Annotated in this window: 17 protein-coding genes; 6 read left to right on the forward strand and 11 right to left on the reverse strand. The window is 65.4% G+C overall.

All coding sequences use genetic code 11. From position 1 onward, the window contains the following. Positions 1-77: 77 nt before the first annotated feature. From OSH12_RS09195 to OSH12_RS09220, 6 genes are read right to left on the reverse strand one after another with little or no spacing between them, the layout of a single operon-like run. On the reverse strand, positions 78-1,508 hold the full coding sequence (locus tag OSH12_RS09195) for an aldehyde dehydrogenase family protein (protein ID WP_266343214.1): 1,431 nt from the start codon (positions 1,506-1,508) through the stop codon (positions 78-80). 33 nt (positions 1,509-1,541) lie between these two features. Beyond that, positions 1,542-3,086, reverse strand: a complete 1,545-nt coding sequence (locus OSH12_RS09200) for a sugar ABC transporter ATP-binding protein (RefSeq protein WP_266343215.1) — start codon at positions 3,084-3,086, stop codon at positions 1,542-1,544. Positions 3,087-3,100: 14 nt separating this feature from the next. Next, a complete protein-coding gene (locus tag OSH12_RS09205) occupies positions 3,101-4,093 on the reverse strand; it encodes a sugar ABC transporter substrate-binding protein (RefSeq protein WP_266343216.1) in 993 nt (330 codons plus the stop codon). A 48-nt stretch (positions 4,094-4,141) separates the two neighbouring features. Further along, positions 4,142-5,107, reverse strand: a complete 966-nt coding sequence (locus OSH12_RS09210) for a sugar ABC transporter substrate-binding protein (protein ID WP_266343217.1) — start codon at positions 5,105-5,107, stop codon at positions 4,142-4,144. Positions 5,108-5,142: 35 nt separating this feature from the next. After that, entirely contained in the window at positions 5,143-6,150 is a 1,008-nt protein-coding gene (locus tag OSH12_RS09215; protein ID WP_266343218.1) for an ABC transporter permease, read from the reverse strand. Next, complete coding sequence (locus tag OSH12_RS09220) at positions 6,147-7,061, reverse strand: ABC transporter permease (protein WP_266343219.1); 915 nt, start codon at positions 7,059-7,061, stop codon at positions 6,147-6,149. Before OSH12_RS09220 ends, OSH12_RS09215 begins: the two co-directional genes overlap by 4 nt. Before the next feature lie 528 nt (positions 7,062-7,589). On the opposite strand from OSH12_RS09220, the gene OSH12_RS09225 reads away from it, so the two are divergent. Beyond that, entirely contained in the window at positions 7,590-8,000 is a 411-nt protein-coding gene (locus tag OSH12_RS09225) for a carboxymuconolactone decarboxylase family protein (RefSeq protein ID WP_266343220.1), read from the forward strand. Between the two features lie 246 nt (positions 8,001-8,246). Here OSH12_RS09225 and OSH12_RS09230 read toward each other — a convergent pair whose 3' ends face one another. The 3 genes from OSH12_RS09230 to OSH12_RS09240 all read right to left on the reverse strand — a co-directional run bounded on the left by OSH12_RS09230 (position 8,247) and on the right by OSH12_RS09240 (position 10,910). Further along, a complete protein-coding gene (locus tag OSH12_RS09230; protein WP_266343221.1) occupies positions 8,247-8,900 on the reverse strand; it encodes a methionine ABC transporter permease in 654 nt (217 codons plus the stop codon). Beyond that, positions 8,881-9,975: a methionine ABC transporter ATP-binding protein gene (locus OSH12_RS09235; RefSeq protein WP_266343222.1), complete on the reverse strand. Its 1,095-nt coding sequence runs from the start codon at positions 9,973-9,975 to the stop codon at positions 8,881-8,883. Before OSH12_RS09235 ends, OSH12_RS09230 begins: the two co-directional genes overlap by 20 nt. Positions 9,976-10,073: 98 nt before the next feature. Beyond that, a complete protein-coding gene (locus OSH12_RS09240; protein WP_266343363.1) occupies positions 10,074-10,910 on the reverse strand; it encodes a MetQ/NlpA family ABC transporter substrate-binding protein in 837 nt (278 codons plus the stop codon). Between the two features lie 535 nt (positions 10,911-11,445). Between OSH12_RS09240 and OSH12_RS09245 the strand changes: the two genes are divergently transcribed. From OSH12_RS09245 to OSH12_RS09255, 3 genes are all read left to right on the forward strand, one after another. Next, complete coding sequence (locus OSH12_RS09245) at positions 11,446-11,616, forward strand: hypothetical protein (RefSeq protein ID WP_266343223.1); 171 nt, start codon at positions 11,446-11,448, stop codon at positions 11,614-11,616. 11 nt (positions 11,617-11,627) lie between these two features. Beyond that, positions 11,628-12,260, forward strand: coding sequence for a helix-turn-helix domain-containing protein (locus OSH12_RS09250; protein ID WP_266343224.1), 633 nt, complete (start codon positions 11,628-11,630; stop codon positions 12,258-12,260). Positions 12,261-12,360: 100 nt separating this feature from the next. After that, complete coding sequence (locus OSH12_RS09255; protein WP_266343225.1) at positions 12,361-12,783, forward strand: hypothetical protein; 423 nt, start codon at positions 12,361-12,363, stop codon at positions 12,781-12,783. Between the two features lie 298 nt (positions 12,784-13,081). On the opposite strand, the gene OSH12_RS09260 is transcribed toward OSH12_RS09255, so the two are convergent. After that, positions 13,082-13,672 carry a PadR family transcriptional regulator gene (locus tag OSH12_RS09260; protein WP_266343226.1) on the reverse strand — a complete coding sequence of 197 codons (591 nt, stop codon included), beginning with the start codon at positions 13,670-13,672 and terminating at the stop codon, positions 13,082-13,084. A 311-nt stretch (positions 13,673-13,983) separates the two neighbouring features. Between OSH12_RS09260 and OSH12_RS09265 the strand changes: the two genes are divergently transcribed. Next, positions 13,984-15,567 (forward strand): AMP-binding protein, encoded by a 1,584-nt coding sequence (locus OSH12_RS09265; RefSeq protein WP_266343227.1) that lies wholly within the window; start codon positions 13,984-13,986, stop codon positions 15,565-15,567. A gap of 39 nt (positions 15,568-15,606) precedes the next feature. Then, positions 15,607-17,130 carry a GGDEF domain-containing protein gene (locus OSH12_RS09270; protein WP_266343228.1) on the forward strand — a complete coding sequence of 508 codons (1,524 nt, stop codon included), beginning with the start codon at positions 15,607-15,609 and terminating at the stop codon, positions 17,128-17,130. A gap of 26 nt (positions 17,131-17,156) precedes the next feature. Here the strand turns inward: OSH12_RS09270 and OSH12_RS09275 are convergent, their stop codons facing one another. After that, positions 17,157-18,323, reverse strand: a complete 1,167-nt coding sequence (locus OSH12_RS09275) for an FAD-dependent monooxygenase (RefSeq protein ID WP_266343229.1) — start codon at positions 18,321-18,323, stop codon at positions 17,157-17,159. Positions 18,324-18,330 lie beyond the last annotated feature (7 nt).

The raw sequence follows: 18,330 nt of genomic DNA on the forward strand, positions 1-18,330 counted from the left end.
GGTGGAGCAACGGCAACAGCCGATGCGGAAGATGCCGGCGACGGAACGGATCCGCCGCCGGGTTCGTCGGAGCTGGCTCAGGCGGCCTGGTCGCCCAGGATTGCCTTCACTTCGAGGAATTCGTGCAGGCCGAACGGGCCGCCCTCGCGGCCATTGCCGGAGCGCTTGTAGCCACCGAACGGCGCCGAGGAATCCCAGCCCGGATAGTTGATCGAGACCTGGCCGGCGCGCAGGCGCCGGGCGATGACCGCAGCGCGGTCGCGGTCGCCGGCCTGCACATAGGCGGCGAGGCCGTAGATGCTGTCATTGGCGAGCTCGATCGCCTCTTCCTCGTCGCGATAGGTGAGGATCGACAGCACCGGCCCGAAGATCTCTTCGCGCGCGATGCTGTGCGAGGGAAGGACATCGCCGAAGACCGTCGGCTGGATGTAATAGCCGCGGTTGAGGCCGTTCGGCCGTCCGGGGCCGCCGGTGATCAGGCGGGCGCCTTCCGCGATGCCGGCCTCGATCAGCCGCTGTACGCGGTCGAACTGGACCTGGCTAACGACCGGGCCGAGCTGCGTCGCCGGATCGGAGGGATCGCCGACCTTGAAGGCCTCGGCCGCCTCGCGGGCGATGGCATAGGCCTCTTCCTTGCGCGATTCCGGCACGAACAGGCGGGTCGGCGCGGCGCAGGACTGGCCGTTGTTCAGGTAGGCGCCGGCGACGCCCTTCGAGACGGCGTCCTTCAGATCGGCATCGGCGAGAACGATGTTGGCGGACTTGCCGCCGAGTTCCTGGCTGACGCGCTTGATCGTGTCAGCCGCCGCCTTGGCGACGAGGATGCCAGCGCGGGTCGAGCCGGTGAACGAGACCATGTCGATATCGGGATGGGCCGAGATCGCCTCGCCGACGGTGGCGCCGTCGCCATTGACGAGGTTGAACACGCCGGCCGGGACGCCCGCCTCATGCAGGATTTCGGCGAACAGGATCGCCGACAGCGGCGAGATCTCGCTCGGCTTCAGCACGATGGTCGAGCCGACGGCGAGCGCCGGGGCGACCTTGAGCGCGATCTGGTTGATCGGCCAGTTCCAAGGGGTGATCAGGCCGACGACGCCGATCGGCTCCTTGACGATGCGGGTCGTGCCCTGCCAGCTCTCGAATTCCAGCTCTTCGAGCGCCTTTATCGCGGATTCGAGATGCGCGACGCCGACGCCGGCCTGCGCGTCGCGGGCAAAGGTCGTCGGCGCGCCGATTTCCTGGCGGATGGTGTCGCCGATCTCGTCGAGGCGCGAGGCGTAGACTTCCGCGACGCGCTTCAGCAGCGCGAGGCGCTCGGCCTTCGAGGTCGCCGAGAAGGCCGGGAAGGCGGCGCGGGCAGCCTTGACCGCCTTGTCGACGTCGGCGGCACTGCCGAGCGAGATGGTCGCGAAGGCTTCCTCCGTCGCCGGGTTGATGACGTCGATCGTGTTCGGCGTCACGGGATCGACCCACTGGCCGTCGATGTAGAACTTCAGAAGATTGGACATGGACAGTCTCCTTGGAGGGATGCGGAGGAAGGGTCAGGCCGCCTGCGGCCTCGGGGTTTCATCGGCCCAGACATGGCCGGTGACGGCGGCGATCAGCCGGTCTTCGCTGAACTCGCTCTCGGCGATCTCGCCGGTGAGGCGGCCATCGGCGATGGTCAGGATGCGGTGCGAGACGCCGATGATCTCGGGCATCTCGGAGGAGATGACGATGACGGCGAGGCCGCTTTCGGCGAGCTTGGCGATCAGGCCGTGGATCTCCGCCTTGGCGCCGACATCGACGCCGCGCGTCGGCTCGTCGAGGATCAGGAGCTTGGGCGCCACGGCGAGCCACTTGGCGATGACGATCTTCTGCTGGTTGCCGCCCGAAAGCGTCAGCACCGGCTGCTTCGGGCCGGCCGTGCTGATCGAGAGCCGCTTGCGGTAATCCTCGAACAGCAGGCCTTCGAGGCCGGAGGCGATGACGCCGAGGCGGCTGACGCGGCCGAGATTGGGGAGCGCAAGGTTGTCGCTGCCGCCGAGGCCGAGCACCAGGCCCTGATGCTTGCGGTCCTCGGGGACCAGGCCGATGCCGAGCGCGATCGCGTCGCGCGGCGAGCGGATCGAGCGGACCTCGCCCTCCCAGCTTAGGGTGCCGGATTCGAGCGGGCGAATGCCGAAGATCGCCTCGGCGATCTCGGTGCGGCCGGAGCCGACGAGGCCGTAGAGGCCGACGATCTCGCCGCGATGCACGTTGAAGCTGATGTCGCGCACCGGGCCCGAGGTGAGCCCTTCGACGCGCAGCAGTTCGGCGCCTTCCTGCCGCTCGGCGCGGATGAAGTAGTGGTCGAGGTCGCGCCCGATCATCAACCGGGTGACCTCGTCCTCGTTCGATTGCCGGGTTGTCAGGCCGCCGGAGACCTTGCCATCGCGTAGCACCGTGATGCGGTCGCTGATCTCGAAGATCTCGCGCATCTTGTGCGAGATATAGACGGTGGTGACGCCGCTTTCCGACAGGCGGCGAATGGTCTGGAACAGGTGGTCTGCTTCCTGCTGGGTCAGAGAGGCGGTCGGCTCGTCGAAGATGACGATGGACGACTGGAAGGCGACGGCGCGGGCGATCTCGACCAGCTGCTGGCGGGCGATCGACAGGGTCGAGACGATGTCGTCCGGCCCGAAGTCGCAGCCGAGCCGGTCGAGCGCCTGGCGGGTGTCGGCGCGCAGCCTTGCGCCGTCGACCCGGCCGAAGCGCTTGAGCGGCAGGCTGCCGAGAAAGATGTTCTCGGCAACGCTGAGTTCGGGCACCAGCGACAGTTCCTGGTGGATCAGGAGAATGCCGAGCTGCTTGGCGGCGAGCGGATCGGTCAGGGCCACGTCGCGGCCGTCATAGCGGATGACGCCGCCATCCGGCTGGTAGACCCCGGCCAGGATCTTCATCAGCGTCGACTTGCCGGCTCCGTTCTCGCCGCAAAGGGCATGGACCTCGCCCTTGCGGAGGGTGAAGCTGACATCGTCCAGGGCGCGCACGCCGGGGAAGCTCTTGGAGATCCCGGAAGCGCTGAGGATGACGTCGTCGGTCGGCTGCGTTGCTGAATTCGTCATGGCCGGGTTCCGCCTCAGATCGCCGGACGCGGATACTGGTCGATGGTTTCCTTGGTGAACTTCGGCGTGTCGAAGAACACCTTCTTCGGCACATCTTCGCCCTCGATCACCTTGAGCGCGGTGCGGATGGCGCTGCGCGCATCTTCCTCGGGTGCCTGGATCGACGAGCCGTAATAGATGCCGCCGGCCTTGATCGCGTCGTAGCCGGCGCTGAAGACGTTGCCGGACGTGACCTTGATCTTGTCCTTGTCGATCTTGCCGGCCGCGATCGCCGCGTCGATCGCGTTGAGGGCGCCGAGCGCCACGCCGTCATCGGCGCCGATCAGGCCGTCGATCGTGTTGCCGAAGCGCGAGATGTAGGCCTCGGTCACGGCCTGCGCCTTTTCGCGCTTCCAGTCGGAGGGCTGCGAATCCAGGATCTTGATGTCGGGGAACTTGCCGAGCGCGTCGCGATTGCCCTTTTCGCGCTCGATCGAGGCGGAGCCGCCGGGATTGCCGGTGATCAGCACGACATTGCCCTTGCCGCCCAGCGCCTCGGCCAGCAGCTCGCCGGCATGCAGGCCGGTGATGTACTGGTTCGGGCCGGAGAAGGCGGCGATGTACGGTTCGCCGGCCGGATCGATCACCGAGTTGGAGATGACGACCGGGATGCCGGCAGCATGCGCCTCGCTCACCGCCGGAATGACCGTCTTGGCGTTGCTCGGCAAGACGATGATCGCATCGACCTGCTGGGCGATCAGGTCGCGGATGTTGTTGGGCTGGCGGGTCACGTCGCCCTGCGAATCCAGGATGACGGTCTTCACGCCGAGCCCTTCGGTGAAGCTCTTGAAGGTAGTGTCGTAGACCGTGCCATAGGGGTTCACGAGATCGAACGACAGGCCGATCGTGATCTCCTTCAGCGGTTTCTTCAGCGGCGCCTTCAGGAAGTCGGGAGCATCCTGCGCGAGGGCGGGCCCCGCGACGAACATGGCGGCCATGGCGATGGCGGCCAGGAAATGGGAACGCATCAAGGTCTCCTTGGCCCGGGGGAGGCCGGGCGGTTCGAGGAACGAGGCTCAGAAATTCGGGATCGGGGTCTGGTCGATGTTGGCGCGCGAGAAGGCCGGCGTTTCGTAGAACTGGCTCTTCGGCACGGTCTCGCCGTCGATGATCCGGACGGCGGTGGTGAGCGCCAGGGCGGCGTCCTGCTCCGGCGGCATCAGCACGGAGCCATAGAACGAGCCGCCCTTCTTGATCGTCTGGTAACCCTCGGCGAAGGCTGCGCCGGAGGTGACCTTGATGTGGTCGGCCTGGACGCGGCCCGAAACCACGGCGGCGTCGATCGCGCTCAGCGCGCCGAGGCTGATGCCGTCGTCATTGGCGCAGATGCCGTCGATCTTGTCGCCGAAGCGGGAGATCAGGGCCTCGGTGACGGTCTGCGCCTTTTCGCGCTTCCAGTCGGTCGGCTGTGAATCCAGCACCTCGATACCGGGATGCTTGGCCAGCGCATCGCGGCAGCCGCGTTCGCGCTCGATCGAGGATTCGGTGCCCGGCGTGCCGGTCAGGATGACGACGCGGCCCTTGCCGCCGAGCGCTTCGGCGAGCAGTTCGCCCGAGCGGAAGCCGGTCAGGTGATGGTCCGGGCCGGTCCAGGCCACGACGTATTTTTCGCCCGACTCGTCGACCCGGCCGTTCGACAGCACGATCGGAATCCCGGCGTCGTGGGCTTCGCGCACCGCCGGGATGACGGCCTTCTTGTTGTTGGGAAGTAGGACGATGGCGTCGACCTGCTGGGCGACCAGGTCGCGCAGATTGTTGCTCTGGCGGGGGACGTCGCCCTGCGAGTCGAGCACGACGATCTTGATGCCGAGTTCGCCTGCCGTCTTCTTGAAGGCGGCGTCGTAGGCGGCGGCCCAGGGATTGACCAGGTCGAAGGCGAGGCCGACCGTGATGTCGCCGCGCGGCTTGGGTTCGGCGGAGGCGGCGAGCGGGCTGACGACCAGCGTCGCCAGGGCTGTCACGGTAAGCAGGATATTGCGCATCAGGCAGATCTCATTTTCGGAAGGGAGGAAGGCGTTCAGCCCTGGCGCGGCTTGCGCGAGAACTGGGTGTCGAAGAACAAGGCGAGGATGAGCGCGCCACCGATCGTGACGAGCACGTAGTAGGCAGGGACGTGGATCATGTTCAGGCCGTTGCGGAGCGAGGCGAGCAGCAGCACGCCGCCCAGCGTGTTGACGATCCGGCCTGAGCCGCCGCTGAGCTTGGTGCCGCCGAGCACGACGGCGGCGATCGCCCAGCCCTCGTAGCCGAGGCCGAAGGCCGGCATGGCGGCGCCCATATTGGCGGCCATGGCGATGCCGCAGAAGGCCGCGAGCAGGCCGGAGATGGCGAAGCCGATGATGACGTGGCGCGAGACGCGCACGCCGGCATTCACGGCTGCCGTGCGGTTGCCGCCGATGGCGTAGGTCTCGCGGCCGTATTTCGTGTGTTTCAGCACGTAGTGGCCGATCGCCAGCAGCGCCAGGAACAGCAGCGCGATGGCGTGGATGCGGCCGATGCGCAGCGCGCCCAGCTCGTTGAACAGGTCGATTGAGGCCGAGATCGATTCCTCGCCGGCAAAGGCGAAGGCGAGGCCTTTGATGCCGATCATGCCGGCCAGCGTGACGATGAAGGAATCGATGCCGGCGCGTTCGACCAGGAAGCCGTTGAGCAGGCCGATGGCGAGGCCGGCGCCGAGCCCGATCGCGATCGGCAGCCAGAGGCCGAGGCTCGGTTGCAGCCCGACGGCGAGGCAGGCGGCGAGGCCCGCGACCGAACCGACCGTCAGGTCGATGTTGCGGCTGATGATGAGGAGGGTCAGGCCGATGCTGAGGAAGCCGAAGAAGGCGGCCTGCAGCAGGATGTTCGAGAGGTTGAACACGCTGAGGAAATGCGGGCTCTTCAGGCTGAAGAAGACCAGCGCGGCGGCGAGGAAGATCCAGACCGGGTAGCGTCGCGCCCAGAGGCCGATGGCGGTCAGCGCGGTGGCTGCCCAGTTGGTGCTGTCGCGGCCGAGGCCGTCGATCGGTTCGGAGACGGCGCTCATACCAGGACCTTCTTGCGCTTGGAGGCGGCGTCGGTCCAGACCGCCAGGATGATGATCACCCAGCTGACGATCCATTGCAGGTAGTAGGGCAGGCCCATCTGGAGCAGCCCGTTCTGCAGGAAGGCGAGGATGACGACGCCGATGACCGAGCCGGCGATGCTGCCGGAGCCGCCGAGGAAGCTGGTCCCTCCGAGCGCCACGGCGGCGATGACTTCGAACTCGTAGCCGACGCCCGTATTGGTCTGGGCGCCCATGACGCGGGAGCCGATGATCAGCGCCGCGACGGCGGTTGTCAGGCCCGATATGACATAGGTGGAGGCGACGATCAGCGGCGCACGCAGGCCGGAAAAGGCGCTGGTCGTCTCGTTGCCGCCGACCGCGAAGACGCGGCGTCCATAGCTGGTCTTGTGCAGCAGGAAGCCGAGCAACGCGGCGAGGCCGAGGAAGATCAGGATCGGCACGGCGATGCCGTAGACCTGGCCACGGCCGATGAAGGCGAACCAGGTTTCGCCTGGTGCTGCGACGGTCAGGTCGCGGCCGTTGCTATAGATCATCGTCGCGCCCTGCAGCAGCGACAGCATGGCGAGCGTCGCGATCAGGGCGTTCAGGCGGAGGAAGCCGACCAGGATGCCGTTGACGATGCCGATCCCCAGGCCGACGCCGAGCGCCGCGATCACGGCGACGCCGGGGCCAACCCGGTCATGCAGGTCGATGGTGATCATGGTGATCAGCGACAACATCGAGCCGATCGAAAGGTCGACGCGACCACTGATCAGCACGAAAGTCATGCCGAGCGCCATGACGCCGACGATCGAGGATTGCCGCAGCACCTGGCCGATATTGCTGGGTTCGAGAAGGGTCGGCGCGGCGGTGGCGACCAGACCCAGAATGACCAGGAAAGGCAACGCCACACCCAGGCGTTGAAACGCCAGTCTCGACTTCCCTAAAACGGCATCCTGGAACAATGCAGACCTCACTCGTGGTGGGCCTGCGTTGAGTTTCAGGCCCTATGACGCCGGAGCTCTTGTCCGATCGTTTAGCGGGGCCAATGGAAAGCGCTTATTGATTGAGGTCAATTTTGTTATTTGACCGTATCCTATGAGGATTTATCAATAATGGGCGATGTAACAGACGATGTTCTAAATCGTCGTCACGAATAGGCAAATATTTCTACGGATCGGTTCATTCCACGATGCGGAAAACTGCGAAAAAATCGACAAGAGGCCGCCATTGTGTGTGAGGAAGAGGAGAAGAGGGCCGCGTCCTGTTCATCTCGGTGCGCATCGGCGTTCGATCGATCATCACGACGCTCGACTAGCGCACCTGCTTGATCCGGCGCGAAGGATCAGGCTTGCTGCAACCCTGTCTAGCGACAGTGGCTGCCCATCTGGCGCTCAAGCCGCGACATCAGCGGAGAGCCATCACTCGAGTGGATATCTATGGCAACGGTAAAGCTTTGGACCGATTCCGACGCGAACCAGTCCCCCCGCGTCAAGGCGGTGTTCGACGACATCCGCGCGGTGCGCGGCTCGGATTTCATCAACAATTTCTCGCGTGGCCTTGCCAATGATCCGGCGACGCTCGAGCGGACCTGGAACAGTCTGAAGGAGGTCATGATCGCTCCCTCCGCGCTCGATCCGGTCACCAAGGAACTGATCTATATCGCCGTATCCGTCTCGAATGGCTGCGGCTACTGCATCCACTCGCACACGGCTGCCGCCCGCGCGAAGGGCATGACCGAAGCCCAGTACGGCGACTTGCTGGCGGTGGTCGGCATGGCATCTTCGACCAACCGCATCGTCACGGCGCTCGGCATTCCGATCGATCCGGAATTCGAAGTCGTCAGCTAGCGACTTCCGTCTTCTTCTGGCCGCCACAGGCAGCGCGACGGCGTCGCACATCCCGCGGCGCTGCTTGATCGGCACTGTCGGTGAATGGGGCGCGCTCCCGTTTGCCTCGCAAAGCTTTTTCGGCCGTCTTTTCTTGCAAAAATAATCTCCGAGGAGTTTTCGCCGCTCGACGTCTCGCAGGAGCAGATCATGTTCGCCTCGGTCCACTGAGGCCGCGTCGGTTCGTTTTGGGTTCTGCCGCGACGGTCACCGGTGATCGACGCGGCGTGTGATGTGATCGCCGACCCATTGCATGCCGCAGACGAGCACGATCAGGACGGCGACGACCGCCACCATGACGCCGGTCTCGAAGCGCTGGTAGCCATAGCGGATCGCCAGGTCGCCGAGGCCGCCGGCGCCGACGGCGCCCGCCATTGCCGAAGCGCCGATCAGGGTCACGAGCGTGACGGTGAAGCCGGCCGTCAGGCCCGGCAGCGATTCCGGCACGATGACCTCGCGGATGATCGTCCAGCGACTGGCGCCGATCGAGCGCGCCGCCTCGATCAGACCGCGATCGACCTCGCGCAGCGAAACGGCAGCCATTCGCGCGTAATAGGGGATGGCGGCGATCGATAGCGGTACGATGGCCGCCATGGTGCCGATCGACGTGCCGACGATCAGCCGAGTCAACGGGATCAGCGCCACCAGCAGGATAATGAAGGGGACGGAGCGGAAGGCGTTGACGAGCCCGCCCAGAGCCAGGTTGACGGGCCGGTTCTGGAAAAGCCCGCCCCGGTCGGTCGCGATCAGGATGATGCCGAGCGGCAGGCCGATCAGAAGCGAGATCAGCCCCGACGCCAGCGTCATGATCACCGTCTCGCCGATCGAGCGCAGCAGAAGATTAAACAGGATCGGTGACATAGCCGAGAACCTCCAGACCGGAGACCTTGTCGTTGAAGTGCCGGAGGATGCGGGCGCGGTCGCCGGGGCCGGGGGCCGGCACGGCGACGAACAGCGTTCCAATCGGCTGGTCGCCGACGTGATCGATGCCGCCATGCAGCAGGCGTGGCAGCAGGCCGAGTTCTGTCGCTGCTTCGGCCAGCAGGGGCCGGCGCGCCGCATCGCCCGAGACATCGATCCGGAGCACGATCTCCGCGCCGCCGGCGACATCGAGATGTTCGGCGATGTGGGCGGGCAGGCTCGGCCTCAGGCTGCGGAGCAGGCTCTTCGTTGTCTCGGAGCGCGGCGTGGCGAAGACGTCGAACACCGAGCCTTCCTCGACGATGCGGCCATGGTCGAGCACGACGACCCGGTCGGCGATCGCCCGGATCACTTCCATCTCGTGGGTGATGAGGACGATCGTCAGGCCAAGCCGGCGATTGATCTCGCGCAGCAATTCGAGGATCGAGTGGGTCGTCTCCGGGTCGAGCGCCGAGGTTGCTTCGTCGGAGAGCAGCAGCAGCGGCTTGGCCGCCAGCGCCCGGGCGATGCCGACGCGCTGCTTCTGGCCACCCGAGAGCTGTGACGGATAGGCGTTCGCCTTGTCGCGCAGGCCCGTCAGTTCCAGCAGTTCGGCCACGCGGGCATTCCGGGCAGCCCGCGCTTCGCCGGCGATTTTGAGCGGCAGGCCGATATTCTCGGCGACCGTCTTGGCCGAGAGCAGGTTGAAATGCTGGAAGATCATGCCGATCCGGCGGCGAACCGGCTGAAGCGCCGTTTCGTGGAGGCCGGTGATGTCCTGTCCGTCGAATTCGACCTGGCCGGCATCAATGCGTTCGAGGCCGTTGATGGTGCGGATCAGGGTCGATTTGCCGGCGCCGCTGCGGCCGATGATGCCGAGGATCTCGCCAGGCTGCACGGAGAGCGAGATGTCGTCGAGGGCGACGACGCCGTCGAAGCTGCGGCGGACATGGCGCAGCCGCACGACGGGCGGCGTCGCGGCAAGATCGCGCTGGAGGGGCGCATGCGCGCCAATGGTCGGAAACGGATTGTTCAAGAACTCGGTACTCGGAGCCCGGCGGACAAGGCTCGATCGGGAGGGAGGAGAAGCGGGGCGGCGCCGCCTTTCAGCGCGCCACCCCGCCGGATTGGCGCTTACCAGGCAGCCTGGCCGGTGCCCTTGTAGATGGCGACGATGCCTTCCTTGACCCGGTCGTTCTGGTAGGAGGCGACGAGGTCCTTGACCCAGGCTTCGTCCTTGCGGTCGGTCTTCACGGCGATGAAGTTGTTGTAGGGGTTGTCCTGCGCCGATTCCTGGGCGATCCGGTCGGTCTCCGGCTTCAGGCCGGATTTCAGCGCCCAGTCGGTGTTGACCACGGCGGCGTCGAGATCGTCGATCGAGCGGCCGACGATGCCGGCGTCCAGTTCCTTGATCTCGAGCTTCTTCGGGTTCTCGACGATGTCGGTGGCGGTGGCGAGAATGCCGGTGCCGTCCTTCAGCTTGATCAAACCCTCGGCCTGCAGGACGCGCAGCGCGCGGCCCTCGTTCGAGGGATCGTTCGGCACGCCGATCACGGCGCCTTCGGTGATGTCGCCGATCGACTTGAACTTGCGCGAATAGAGGCCGATCGGCCAGACGGCGGTATAGCCGACCGGGGTGATGTGATAGCCCTGCGTCTGGATCTGGTTGTCGAGGTAGGGCTTGTGCTGGAAGGCATTGGCGTCGACTTCGCCGCGCTCCAGCGCCTCGTTCGGCTGGGTGTAATCGGAGAACACGACCGTCTCGATGGCGAGGCCGTGCTTCTTGCCTTCCTCGACGACGATGCGCCAGAGATCCTCGTCCTCCCCGCCGATGATGCCGACCTTGATCGCCTTGTCCTCGGCGCGGGCTGCGACGGGGGCGAGGGACAAACCACCGATTGCAAGTGCAAGGGCCAGTCCGCCGAGAATAGTGCGGCGCGTGGCCGGTGCAGATTCGAACTTGAACGTCATCATGGTCTCCTGGCGATAGTCCTGTTCGCCGAAATGGCGAGGCGAGGCGGCAACAATCCGCAGTCGCGAAGGCTCAAAATCTAGCCAGTTGACCCGTATTATCGAGGGATCGGGTTGCGAGCTTTACCGCCAGAACGGAAAAGCTCTCATGTCTTCCGGAGACGTCGCGGAATAGATTGTCTGGACCGTCCTATTCGGCTGGCACTGGGCGTCCCAGCCGGCGGCCAGCGGATCGGACGCGGTCATTGTACGTCCTGTCCGAGATGGCGATGGGGGAGACTATCCATGACACTGCCACAGATGCGCCGCTAATCCGGTGGTCCTCCGGCCTCCATCCAATCGACGTCGCCCTTGGGGCGGTCGAATTGTGGAACAGGATTTTGCCGATCCGGGACGATCCCGAACTTGCGCCTCGCCTAGGTGCGAAATGGCGGAAATCATTACTTTTATGCTGGATTTTGGGTGGGCTCGTCGAAATAACGACCGCAGTTCTGATATAACGGACAGTGTCAGCCCGTTATGGAAGGCACCCGGAATGAAAACGCAGACGGCCCAGATCATTGACCTCGCAACCTACCGCAAGGCGAAATCGCCGGAGCAGCCGGCTCCGTTGATGCCTGTCCCGATGGCGTCGATGCCCATAGCCTGGATGCCGGTCTGGATCATGGTGCCGGTGCCTGTCGCGTCTCCCGTCGCGACCTCCTGAGAGAGGCGGCGATGGCTCCCTGGTCGCCAGCCTTGATTGAGGAGACTTCCGAGGAAGTCGTTGTCGACACGTCCGGTGAATTGGCGGCCCTGGTCGGTCGCAACCTTCGCCGGCTTCGCACCCGGCGCGGCCATTCGCTGGAGCGGCTGGCCAAGCTCTCCGGCGTCAGCCGCGCCATGCTTTCACAGATCGAGACCGGCAAGAGCGCGCCGACGATAAACCTGCTCTGGAAGGTCTCGACCGCGCTCGGCGTGCCATTCGCGACGTTGATGAACGGGCAGGAGACGCGTGGCACGACATTCCTGCCGCGCGACAAGGCCAAGATCCTCGCTTCGAGCGACGGCCGTTTTTCGTCACGGGCGCTGTTTCCCTTCAGCGGCGAGCGCAAGGTCGAGTTCTACGAGCTTCGGCTGGCTCCCAACCATCGCGAGGACGCCGACCCCCACGCGCCCGGAACGCTGGAGAATCTGGTCGTCGCGCAAGGGACGGTCGAGATTGTCGCCGGGCGCGATGCGCCGCTGGTGCTGGGCGAGGGCGATGCCATCGCCTTCGAGGCCGACGTGCCGCACAGCTACCGCAATCTCCGCACCACGGAGGCGGTGATCTATCTCGTCATGACCTATGTCGAGACGATCTCCGGCTAGGCTGGAGATTGAGCGGCGGCCATAAAAAAAAGGGCCGCCCGACGGGCAGCCCCTGCATCGATGTGCTGGCGGCGCCAGGCCTCAGGCCTTCATTTCCATCATGCACATCATCATCGGCATGCCGCCCATGGTCATCATCATGGGCATGCCCATGCCCATCATGCTCATCATGCGGTTGCAGCAGTCCATGAACATTTCCTTCGACATGCCTTCCATCGGCATCATCTCGCAGGTCATGCCCTTGTCGGTCATGGTGCAGGTCATCTTGGTCATCATCATGGGCATCGGCATCATGCCACCCATCGGCATCATGTTGCCCATCATCGGCATCATGCCGTTCATCATGCCCATTCCGGGCATCATGTTCTGCATGGGCATCGGCATCATGGCGGGCATCGGCATCATCTGCATGGCATGGCTCATGGTTCAATCTCCGGGATCTCGTCGGCGGCTGCTGCCGTCCATGCATGGGGATCTAGACCCCGCCCGATCGCCCGACAATGGACCTTCGACAGGTCGCTGACGTTTCCTCCTAAGGAGCGGACAGGCTTTCGCAGGAGCCAGCAGCCGTGACAAAGATCTCGAAATTTCGTCCGCTATAACGGATACGATATTTTTCGATAGAAGGATTTAGGCGCGAGACGTGTCGTTGTTCGAACATCTTGGCGTCAGCGCCGAGTATTCGGCAATTTCCTGCTTTCGGGAGGATTTGTGATTTCGACAGCTTTCTTCGTGTCTCTTACCCTAGGGAATCGAGGCGCCACTCGATGGGGTGTTGCGGGACACTGAGGCCAACCGCGCGGCGCAATCGACGTCCGTGCTCAGATGTCGACGTCTTCGCTGCGCAGGTCGCGGATTTCGGCAACGGCGCGCAGCAGGATGTCGGCGACACGGTGTTGTTCGATCGAACTGGCGCCGCTCATCGATGCAATTACCGATTTGAGCGCGCGGCGGGCATCGTTGATCTCTGGAATAACACCGGGTACGTCGCGATCCGGCCGGTCCTGAAGCGATGCCGCCCCGCTGCGTCCGTACCATTCGCGCGCCTCCACGATGCGTCGGCCGATGCGGTCGAGATGGTCGAGGATGCCATCGACGGCGGCGCGGTTTTCAGCCAGATGCTGCCGGCCGGCTTCGGAGATCGAATAGACCTTCCGGGTTCCCTCGGTGACGGCCGTAACATGGCCGGCCGCCTCGAGAGACCCCATCGTCGGATAGATGACGCCGGGACTGGGGCTATAGGTGCCGCTGGTTAGTTCTTCGATCGCCTTGATGACGTCGTAGCCGTGGCGCGGGGCTTCGGCGAGCAGGGAAAGGCCGACCAGGCGCAGGTCGCCGTCCGCGACCATGCGGCCGACGCGAAATCCGTCGCCGCCGCGTCCACCCATGGTCTGCCGGCCAGAACTTGCCATGTGGGCGGTGTCATGCCCCGCTAGCAGGCCTTGGCGACCGTTGCCCTTGGGGGGCATGTCCGGGGGGAGTGCGCGGTCCATTCTGGCTCCGATATATCGTACGATACACTCTCGCTAGGCCTGTCGTGCCCCTGCGTCAAGAAGTGTCTGGCGAAAAATCGCTGCGGGATCGCTCGCAGCTGCCTCGGCTGCGTTCGGAGAGCAGGGCGTGTGCAGCCAAACTCGCTCTGTGGTCGTCGTCATTGTATGTTGACGCGCCGTTCCGAAGATGCGCGGCCATACTGACCTCGTAGCAGAGCGAACTACCGCAAATGGATATGCCTACCGCCATTCCCAGCCCTGCCACGCGGGCTATCCCGCTCGACGAAAAGCGCTGGCGGAAAACACTATTCGGGATGCTGCTCGATTCGCGCGCCCGCTTCGGCGGCAAGCGAGAGGTGATCGAGGACAACCAGCGCAAGCCGATGACCTTCGATCGCGTCGTCATCGGGGCAATGGTCCTGGGCCGGGTATTCGCGGCGAAGACGAAGCGGGGCGAACGGGTCGGCATGCTGCTGCCCAACGTCGCCACCGTGGCGCCGACCTTCTTCGGACTGGTCGCGTTCGGCCGCGTGCCGGCCATGCTCAATTTCAGCGCCGGACCGAAGAATCTCCTCGTCGCCTGCAAGGCGGCTGACATCAAGCATGTGATCTCGTCGCGTCGCTTCATCACCGAGGGCAAGCTCGAGGAACTGGTTGCGGCGCTCGAGGCGCATGTCCAGATCCTGTGGCTGGAAGACATCGGCAAGTCGGTCAGCAAGTTCGACAAGCTGCGTGGCGTCGTCTCGTCCTGGTTCGCCCGGCCGCTGCATGCGCTCTCCCGCGCCAAGCCGGACGATGTCGCCGTGCTGCTCTTCACCTCGGGCTCCGAGGGCGTACCGAAGGGTGTGGCGCTGACCCATGCCAATGTGCTGGCCAATGTCGAGCAGTTCCTGCGCACGCTGGAACTCAAATCCGACGACTCGCTGTTCAACCCGCTGCCGGTGTTCCATTCTTTCGGCATGACGGTCGGCTTGATCGCGCCCTTCGCGATCGGCATGCGCGTGTTCTTCTATCCGACGCCGCTGCACTACAAGCAGATCCCGGCGCTGGTGCGCGACAGCGGCTCCACCATCCTGATCGGCACCGACACCTTCGCCGTCGGCTGGGCGCGCATGGCCGAGAAAGAGGATTTCGCCAAGCTGCGGCTGGTCGTGCTCGGCGCCGAGAAGATCAAGCCGGCGACCCGCGTGCTCTGGCGCGACCGCTTCGGCCTCGAGCTGTTCGAGGGCTATGGCGCCACGGAAGCCGCGCCGGTCGTCTCGGCCAACACGCCGCTCTATCATCGCGACGGCACCGTCGGCCGGCTGCTGCCGGGCATGTCCTACCGGATCGAGCCGGTGCCGGGCCTCGATGAGGGCGGGCGCTTCTGGATCAAGGGGCCGAATGTCATGCTCGGCTACATGCGCGACAGCGCGCCGGGCGTGCTGGAGAAGACGCAGGACGGCTGGCACGATACCGGCGACATCGTCACCCTCGACGCCGACGGCTACATCACCATTCGCGGCCGGGCCAAGCGCTTCGCCAAGATCGGCGGCGAGATGATCTCGCTGGCGGCGGTCGAGGCCTATGCGGCCCAGGTCTGGCCGGACAACATCCATGCCGCCGTCTCGGTGCCCGATGAACGCAAGGGCGAGCAGATCGTGTTGGTCACCGACCGGGTCGATGCCGACCGCAACGCACTGATCGCCTCGGCCAAGGCGCATGGCGTGCCGGAAATCATGGTGCCGAAGCGCATTGTCATGGTCGAGACCCTGCCGATGCTGGCGACGGGCAAGACGGACTACCTCGCGATCGCCGAGCTCGCGCGGGGCTAGTATCCCGGCGCGGAATGTGCTGCTTGCGGCGGACCGCTGATGCTGCTCAATTCGAAGGCATTGGTTCGATCTCCGCAACTCACGATTGACCGGAACCGCATGGGCGCCACCCCGAAAAGCATCAGACCGGCGACCGGCAAGCTGGCTGCTGCGCTGTGGCCGCTCTGCCTCGTCGCCTGCGTGGTGTTCGTCGCGGCCCTGGCCGGTATCTTGACGCGGCCGCTCGGCTTCATCGCGGCGCTGTGGCCGGCCAACGCCATCCTGCTCGGCCTGTTCGTGGTCCGGCCGCAACTGGCGGGCTATCCCGGCTGGCTTGGCGCCCTGATCGGCTTTCTCGTCGCCGGCCATCTCAGCGGCGACGATCCCTCGACCAATCTCTGGCTGACGGACGCCAACCTGATCGGCGTGGCGACCGGATATGTGTTGTTCCGCTGGCTCGGCCCGGACGACCGGGCGCTGCGGCGGCCGCTTTCCGTCCTGCATATGCTGCTGATCTGCGTCGCCGCAGCGGGCATGGCCGCCGGCGTCGGCTGCATTCTGGCGTCGTTCCTGTCGACCCTGCCGATGAAGACCGGCTTCATCTTCTGGTTCACGACGGAACTCAGCAACTACGTCATCATCCTGCCGGTGTTGCTGACGTTTCCGCGCGGGTTGCGCCTGCCGGAACTGGTCGAGCGGCTGCGCAATTTCGTGCCCGATGCGCCGACGACGATGCCGGTCCTCGCGCTCTGCCTCTCCGTCATCGCCTCGATCGGCATTGGCGGCCCCGGCGCGATCGCCTTTCCCATACCCGCACTGCTCTGGTGCTCGCTCAGCTACGGCATGTTCCCGACCAGCGTGCTGGTGCTGCTGTCGAGCTTGACCATGCTGGTGGCGGAATCCGCCGACCTGATCTACCTGCCGAGCACGGTCGACCTGCTCGACAACAGCATGTCGTTCCGCCTCGGCCTCACGCTTTTGGCGGTTGGCCCGCTCACGGTCGCGACGATCACGGTGGCGCAGCGGGGGCTGCTGGCCCGGCTCGACCGGGCCGTCAGCATGGACAGCCTGACGGATATCCTCGCGCGCCGCGCCTATCTTGAGCGCAGCGCCGCCCTGTTGGCGCAGCCGCAGTCGAACCTCTTTTCCGGCGTCGCCGTGCTGATGATCGACATCGACCACTTCAAGCAGGTCAATGACGAACATGGCCATGCGGCGGGCGACGCGGTGCTCGTGGCGGTGACGGACGCTATCGGGGACGAACTGCGCCGCCTTGATCTCTTCGGGCGGCTCGGCGGCGAGGAGTTTGCCGTCACGCTGCCCGATATCACCAGCGACGATGCCGTCGCTATGGCGGAACGGCTACGCCATACGGTCGAGCGGCTGATGATCCCGGCAGGCGCGGGGCGGGTGATCCGCATCAGCATCTCGATCGGCATCAACCATCGAGCGCGTCATCCGGCCGGGGGCGTGGTCGAAATGCTGCCGCTCGCCGACGCGGCGCTCTACCAGGCCAAGGCGCTGGGACGAAACCGGATCGTGCTCTATGTGCCACCGGTCCGGGGCAGCGCGGCGGCTGAATAGCCACCTGCGCGTGGAGCGTCAGCGATCTACGGCTTCCAGCCATAGATCCAGTCATAGCGTCCGAGCAGCCTCTGGCCGCCCAGCGCCGTCATGGTCATGTCGCGCGCCACCGCCATCGCGCCGCCGAGGTGATAGATCTGCCCAGCCTGGCGCGCCGTCTTCCACACGCGATTGACCCGCGGCCTGCGTAGCGCCTGGTAGCGCTGCAGGGCCTCCGCGACTGGCGCGTTGGCGAGTTCGCGGGCCAGCACGTCGGCATCCTCGATCGCCATCGCCGCGCCCTGTGCCAGGAAGGGCAGCATGGCGTGGGCTGCGTCGCCGATCAGGGCGATGCGGTCGTCCACCCAGGCGCCGGTCGGGACCACTTCCGTCAGGCACCAGCGCGTCCATTGGAGGTCGAGCCCGGTAAGTCGGCTGATATAGCGCGTGCTGTCGCTGTCGAAGCGCTGCCGCAGGACGGCGGCGTCGCCGGGCGCACTCCAGTCGTCATTGTCCCATGGTTCCTCGATCACGATGATGATGTTGATCAGGCGGGCGCTACGGACCGGATAGATGACGACATGGGCGGCGCGGCTGAGCAGCACGGTGGTGCGCTCATGCGGCAGGTCGCGTGGCGCGATGCCGACTGGAATGGTCGTCCGCCAGGCGGTGCGGCCGCTCGGTCTGGGCGGGGAGGCGCCTGCGACGGCCGGTTTTAGCCTGGAGCGCACTCCATCGGCGGCGATCATCGCATCGAAGCCGAGTTCGCCATTATCGAGCGAGAGCGTGACACCGTCCGGCGTCTGCGTCACGGCCCTGGCTTCGACGCCGAGTTTCAACTCGATCCGAGGGTCGGCTTCGACGGCTTCCAGCAACAGGGACTGCAGATCGGCGCGATGCAGCAGCCGGTAAGGGGCGCCAAAAGCGGCGCGCGCATGTTCGCCGAGCGGCAGGCTGACGATCGGCTCGCCCGTCCGTCCCGACCGCATGTCGATCGCTTCGGGAAATACGGCCGCGCGATCGAGCGCGTCGCCCAGACCCAGGCCTTCAAGGATTCGTCCGGCATTGGGGGAGATCTGCAAGCCGGCGCCGACTTCGGACAACTGCGCCGTCCGTTCGATCACCGTCGAGGCGATGCCCCGGCGCGCGAGCGACAGGGCCGTCGTCAGCCCGGCTATGCCCGCGCCTGCAATTCCGACGCGGATTGGAGTCATGACGTGA

The sequence above is a fragment of the Kaistia terrae genome (assembly GCF_026344005.1).
Classification (GTDB): domain Bacteria; phylum Pseudomonadota; class Alphaproteobacteria; order Rhizobiales; family Kaistiaceae; genus Kaistia; species Kaistia terrae.

Excerpts from the sequence above, each read along its gene's own strand:
- OSH12_RS09195 (WP_266343214.1), bottom strand. The coding sequence starts at position 1,508 with ATGTCCAATCTTCTGAAGTTCTACATCGACGGCCAGTGGGTCGATCCC.
- OSH12_RS09200 (WP_266343215.1), bottom strand. The coding sequence starts at position 3,086 with ATGACGAATTCAGCAACGCAGCCGACCGACGACGTCATCCTCAGCGCT.
- OSH12_RS09205 (WP_266343216.1), bottom strand. The coding sequence starts at position 4,093 with ATGCGTTCCCATTTCCTGGCCGCCATCGCCATGGCCGCCATGTTCGTC.
- OSH12_RS09210 (WP_266343217.1), bottom strand. The coding sequence starts at position 5,107 with ATGCGCAATATCCTGCTTACCGTGACAGCCCTGGCGACGCTGGTCGTC.
- OSH12_RS09215 (WP_266343218.1), bottom strand. The coding sequence starts at position 6,150 with ATGAGCGCCGTCTCCGAACCGATCGACGGCCTCGGCCGCGACAGCACC.
- OSH12_RS09225 (WP_266343220.1), top strand. The coding sequence starts at position 7,590 with ATGGCAACGGTAAAGCTTTGGACCGATTCCGACGCGAACCAGTCCCCC.
- OSH12_RS09230 (WP_266343221.1), bottom strand. The coding sequence starts at position 8,900 with ATGTCACCGATCCTGTTTAATCTTCTGCTGCGCTCGATCGGCGAGACG.
- OSH12_RS09240 (WP_266343363.1), bottom strand. The coding sequence starts at position 10,910 with ATGACGTTCAAGTTCGAATCTGCACCGGCCACGCGCCGCACTATTCTC.
- OSH12_RS09245 (WP_266343223.1), top strand. The coding sequence starts at position 11,446 with ATGAAAACGCAGACGGCCCAGATCATTGACCTCGCAACCTACCGCAAG.
- OSH12_RS09250 (WP_266343224.1), top strand. The coding sequence starts at position 11,628 with ATGGCTCCCTGGTCGCCAGCCTTGATTGAGGAGACTTCCGAGGAAGTC.
- OSH12_RS09255 (WP_266343225.1), top strand. The coding sequence starts at position 12,361 with ATGCACATCATCATCGGCATGCCGCCCATGGTCATCATCATGGGCATG.
- OSH12_RS09260 (WP_266343226.1), bottom strand. The coding sequence starts at position 13,672 with ATGGCAAGTTCTGGCCGGCAGACCATGGGTGGACGCGGCGGCGACGGA.
- OSH12_RS09265 (WP_266343227.1), top strand. The coding sequence starts at position 13,984 with ATGGATATGCCTACCGCCATTCCCAGCCCTGCCACGCGGGCTATCCCG.
- OSH12_RS09270 (WP_266343228.1), top strand. The coding sequence starts at position 15,607 with ATGCTGCTCAATTCGAAGGCATTGGTTCGATCTCCGCAACTCACGATT.
- OSH12_RS09275 (WP_266343229.1), bottom strand. The coding sequence starts at position 18,323 with ATGACTCCAATCCGCGTCGGAATTGCAGGCGCGGGCATAGCCGGGCTG.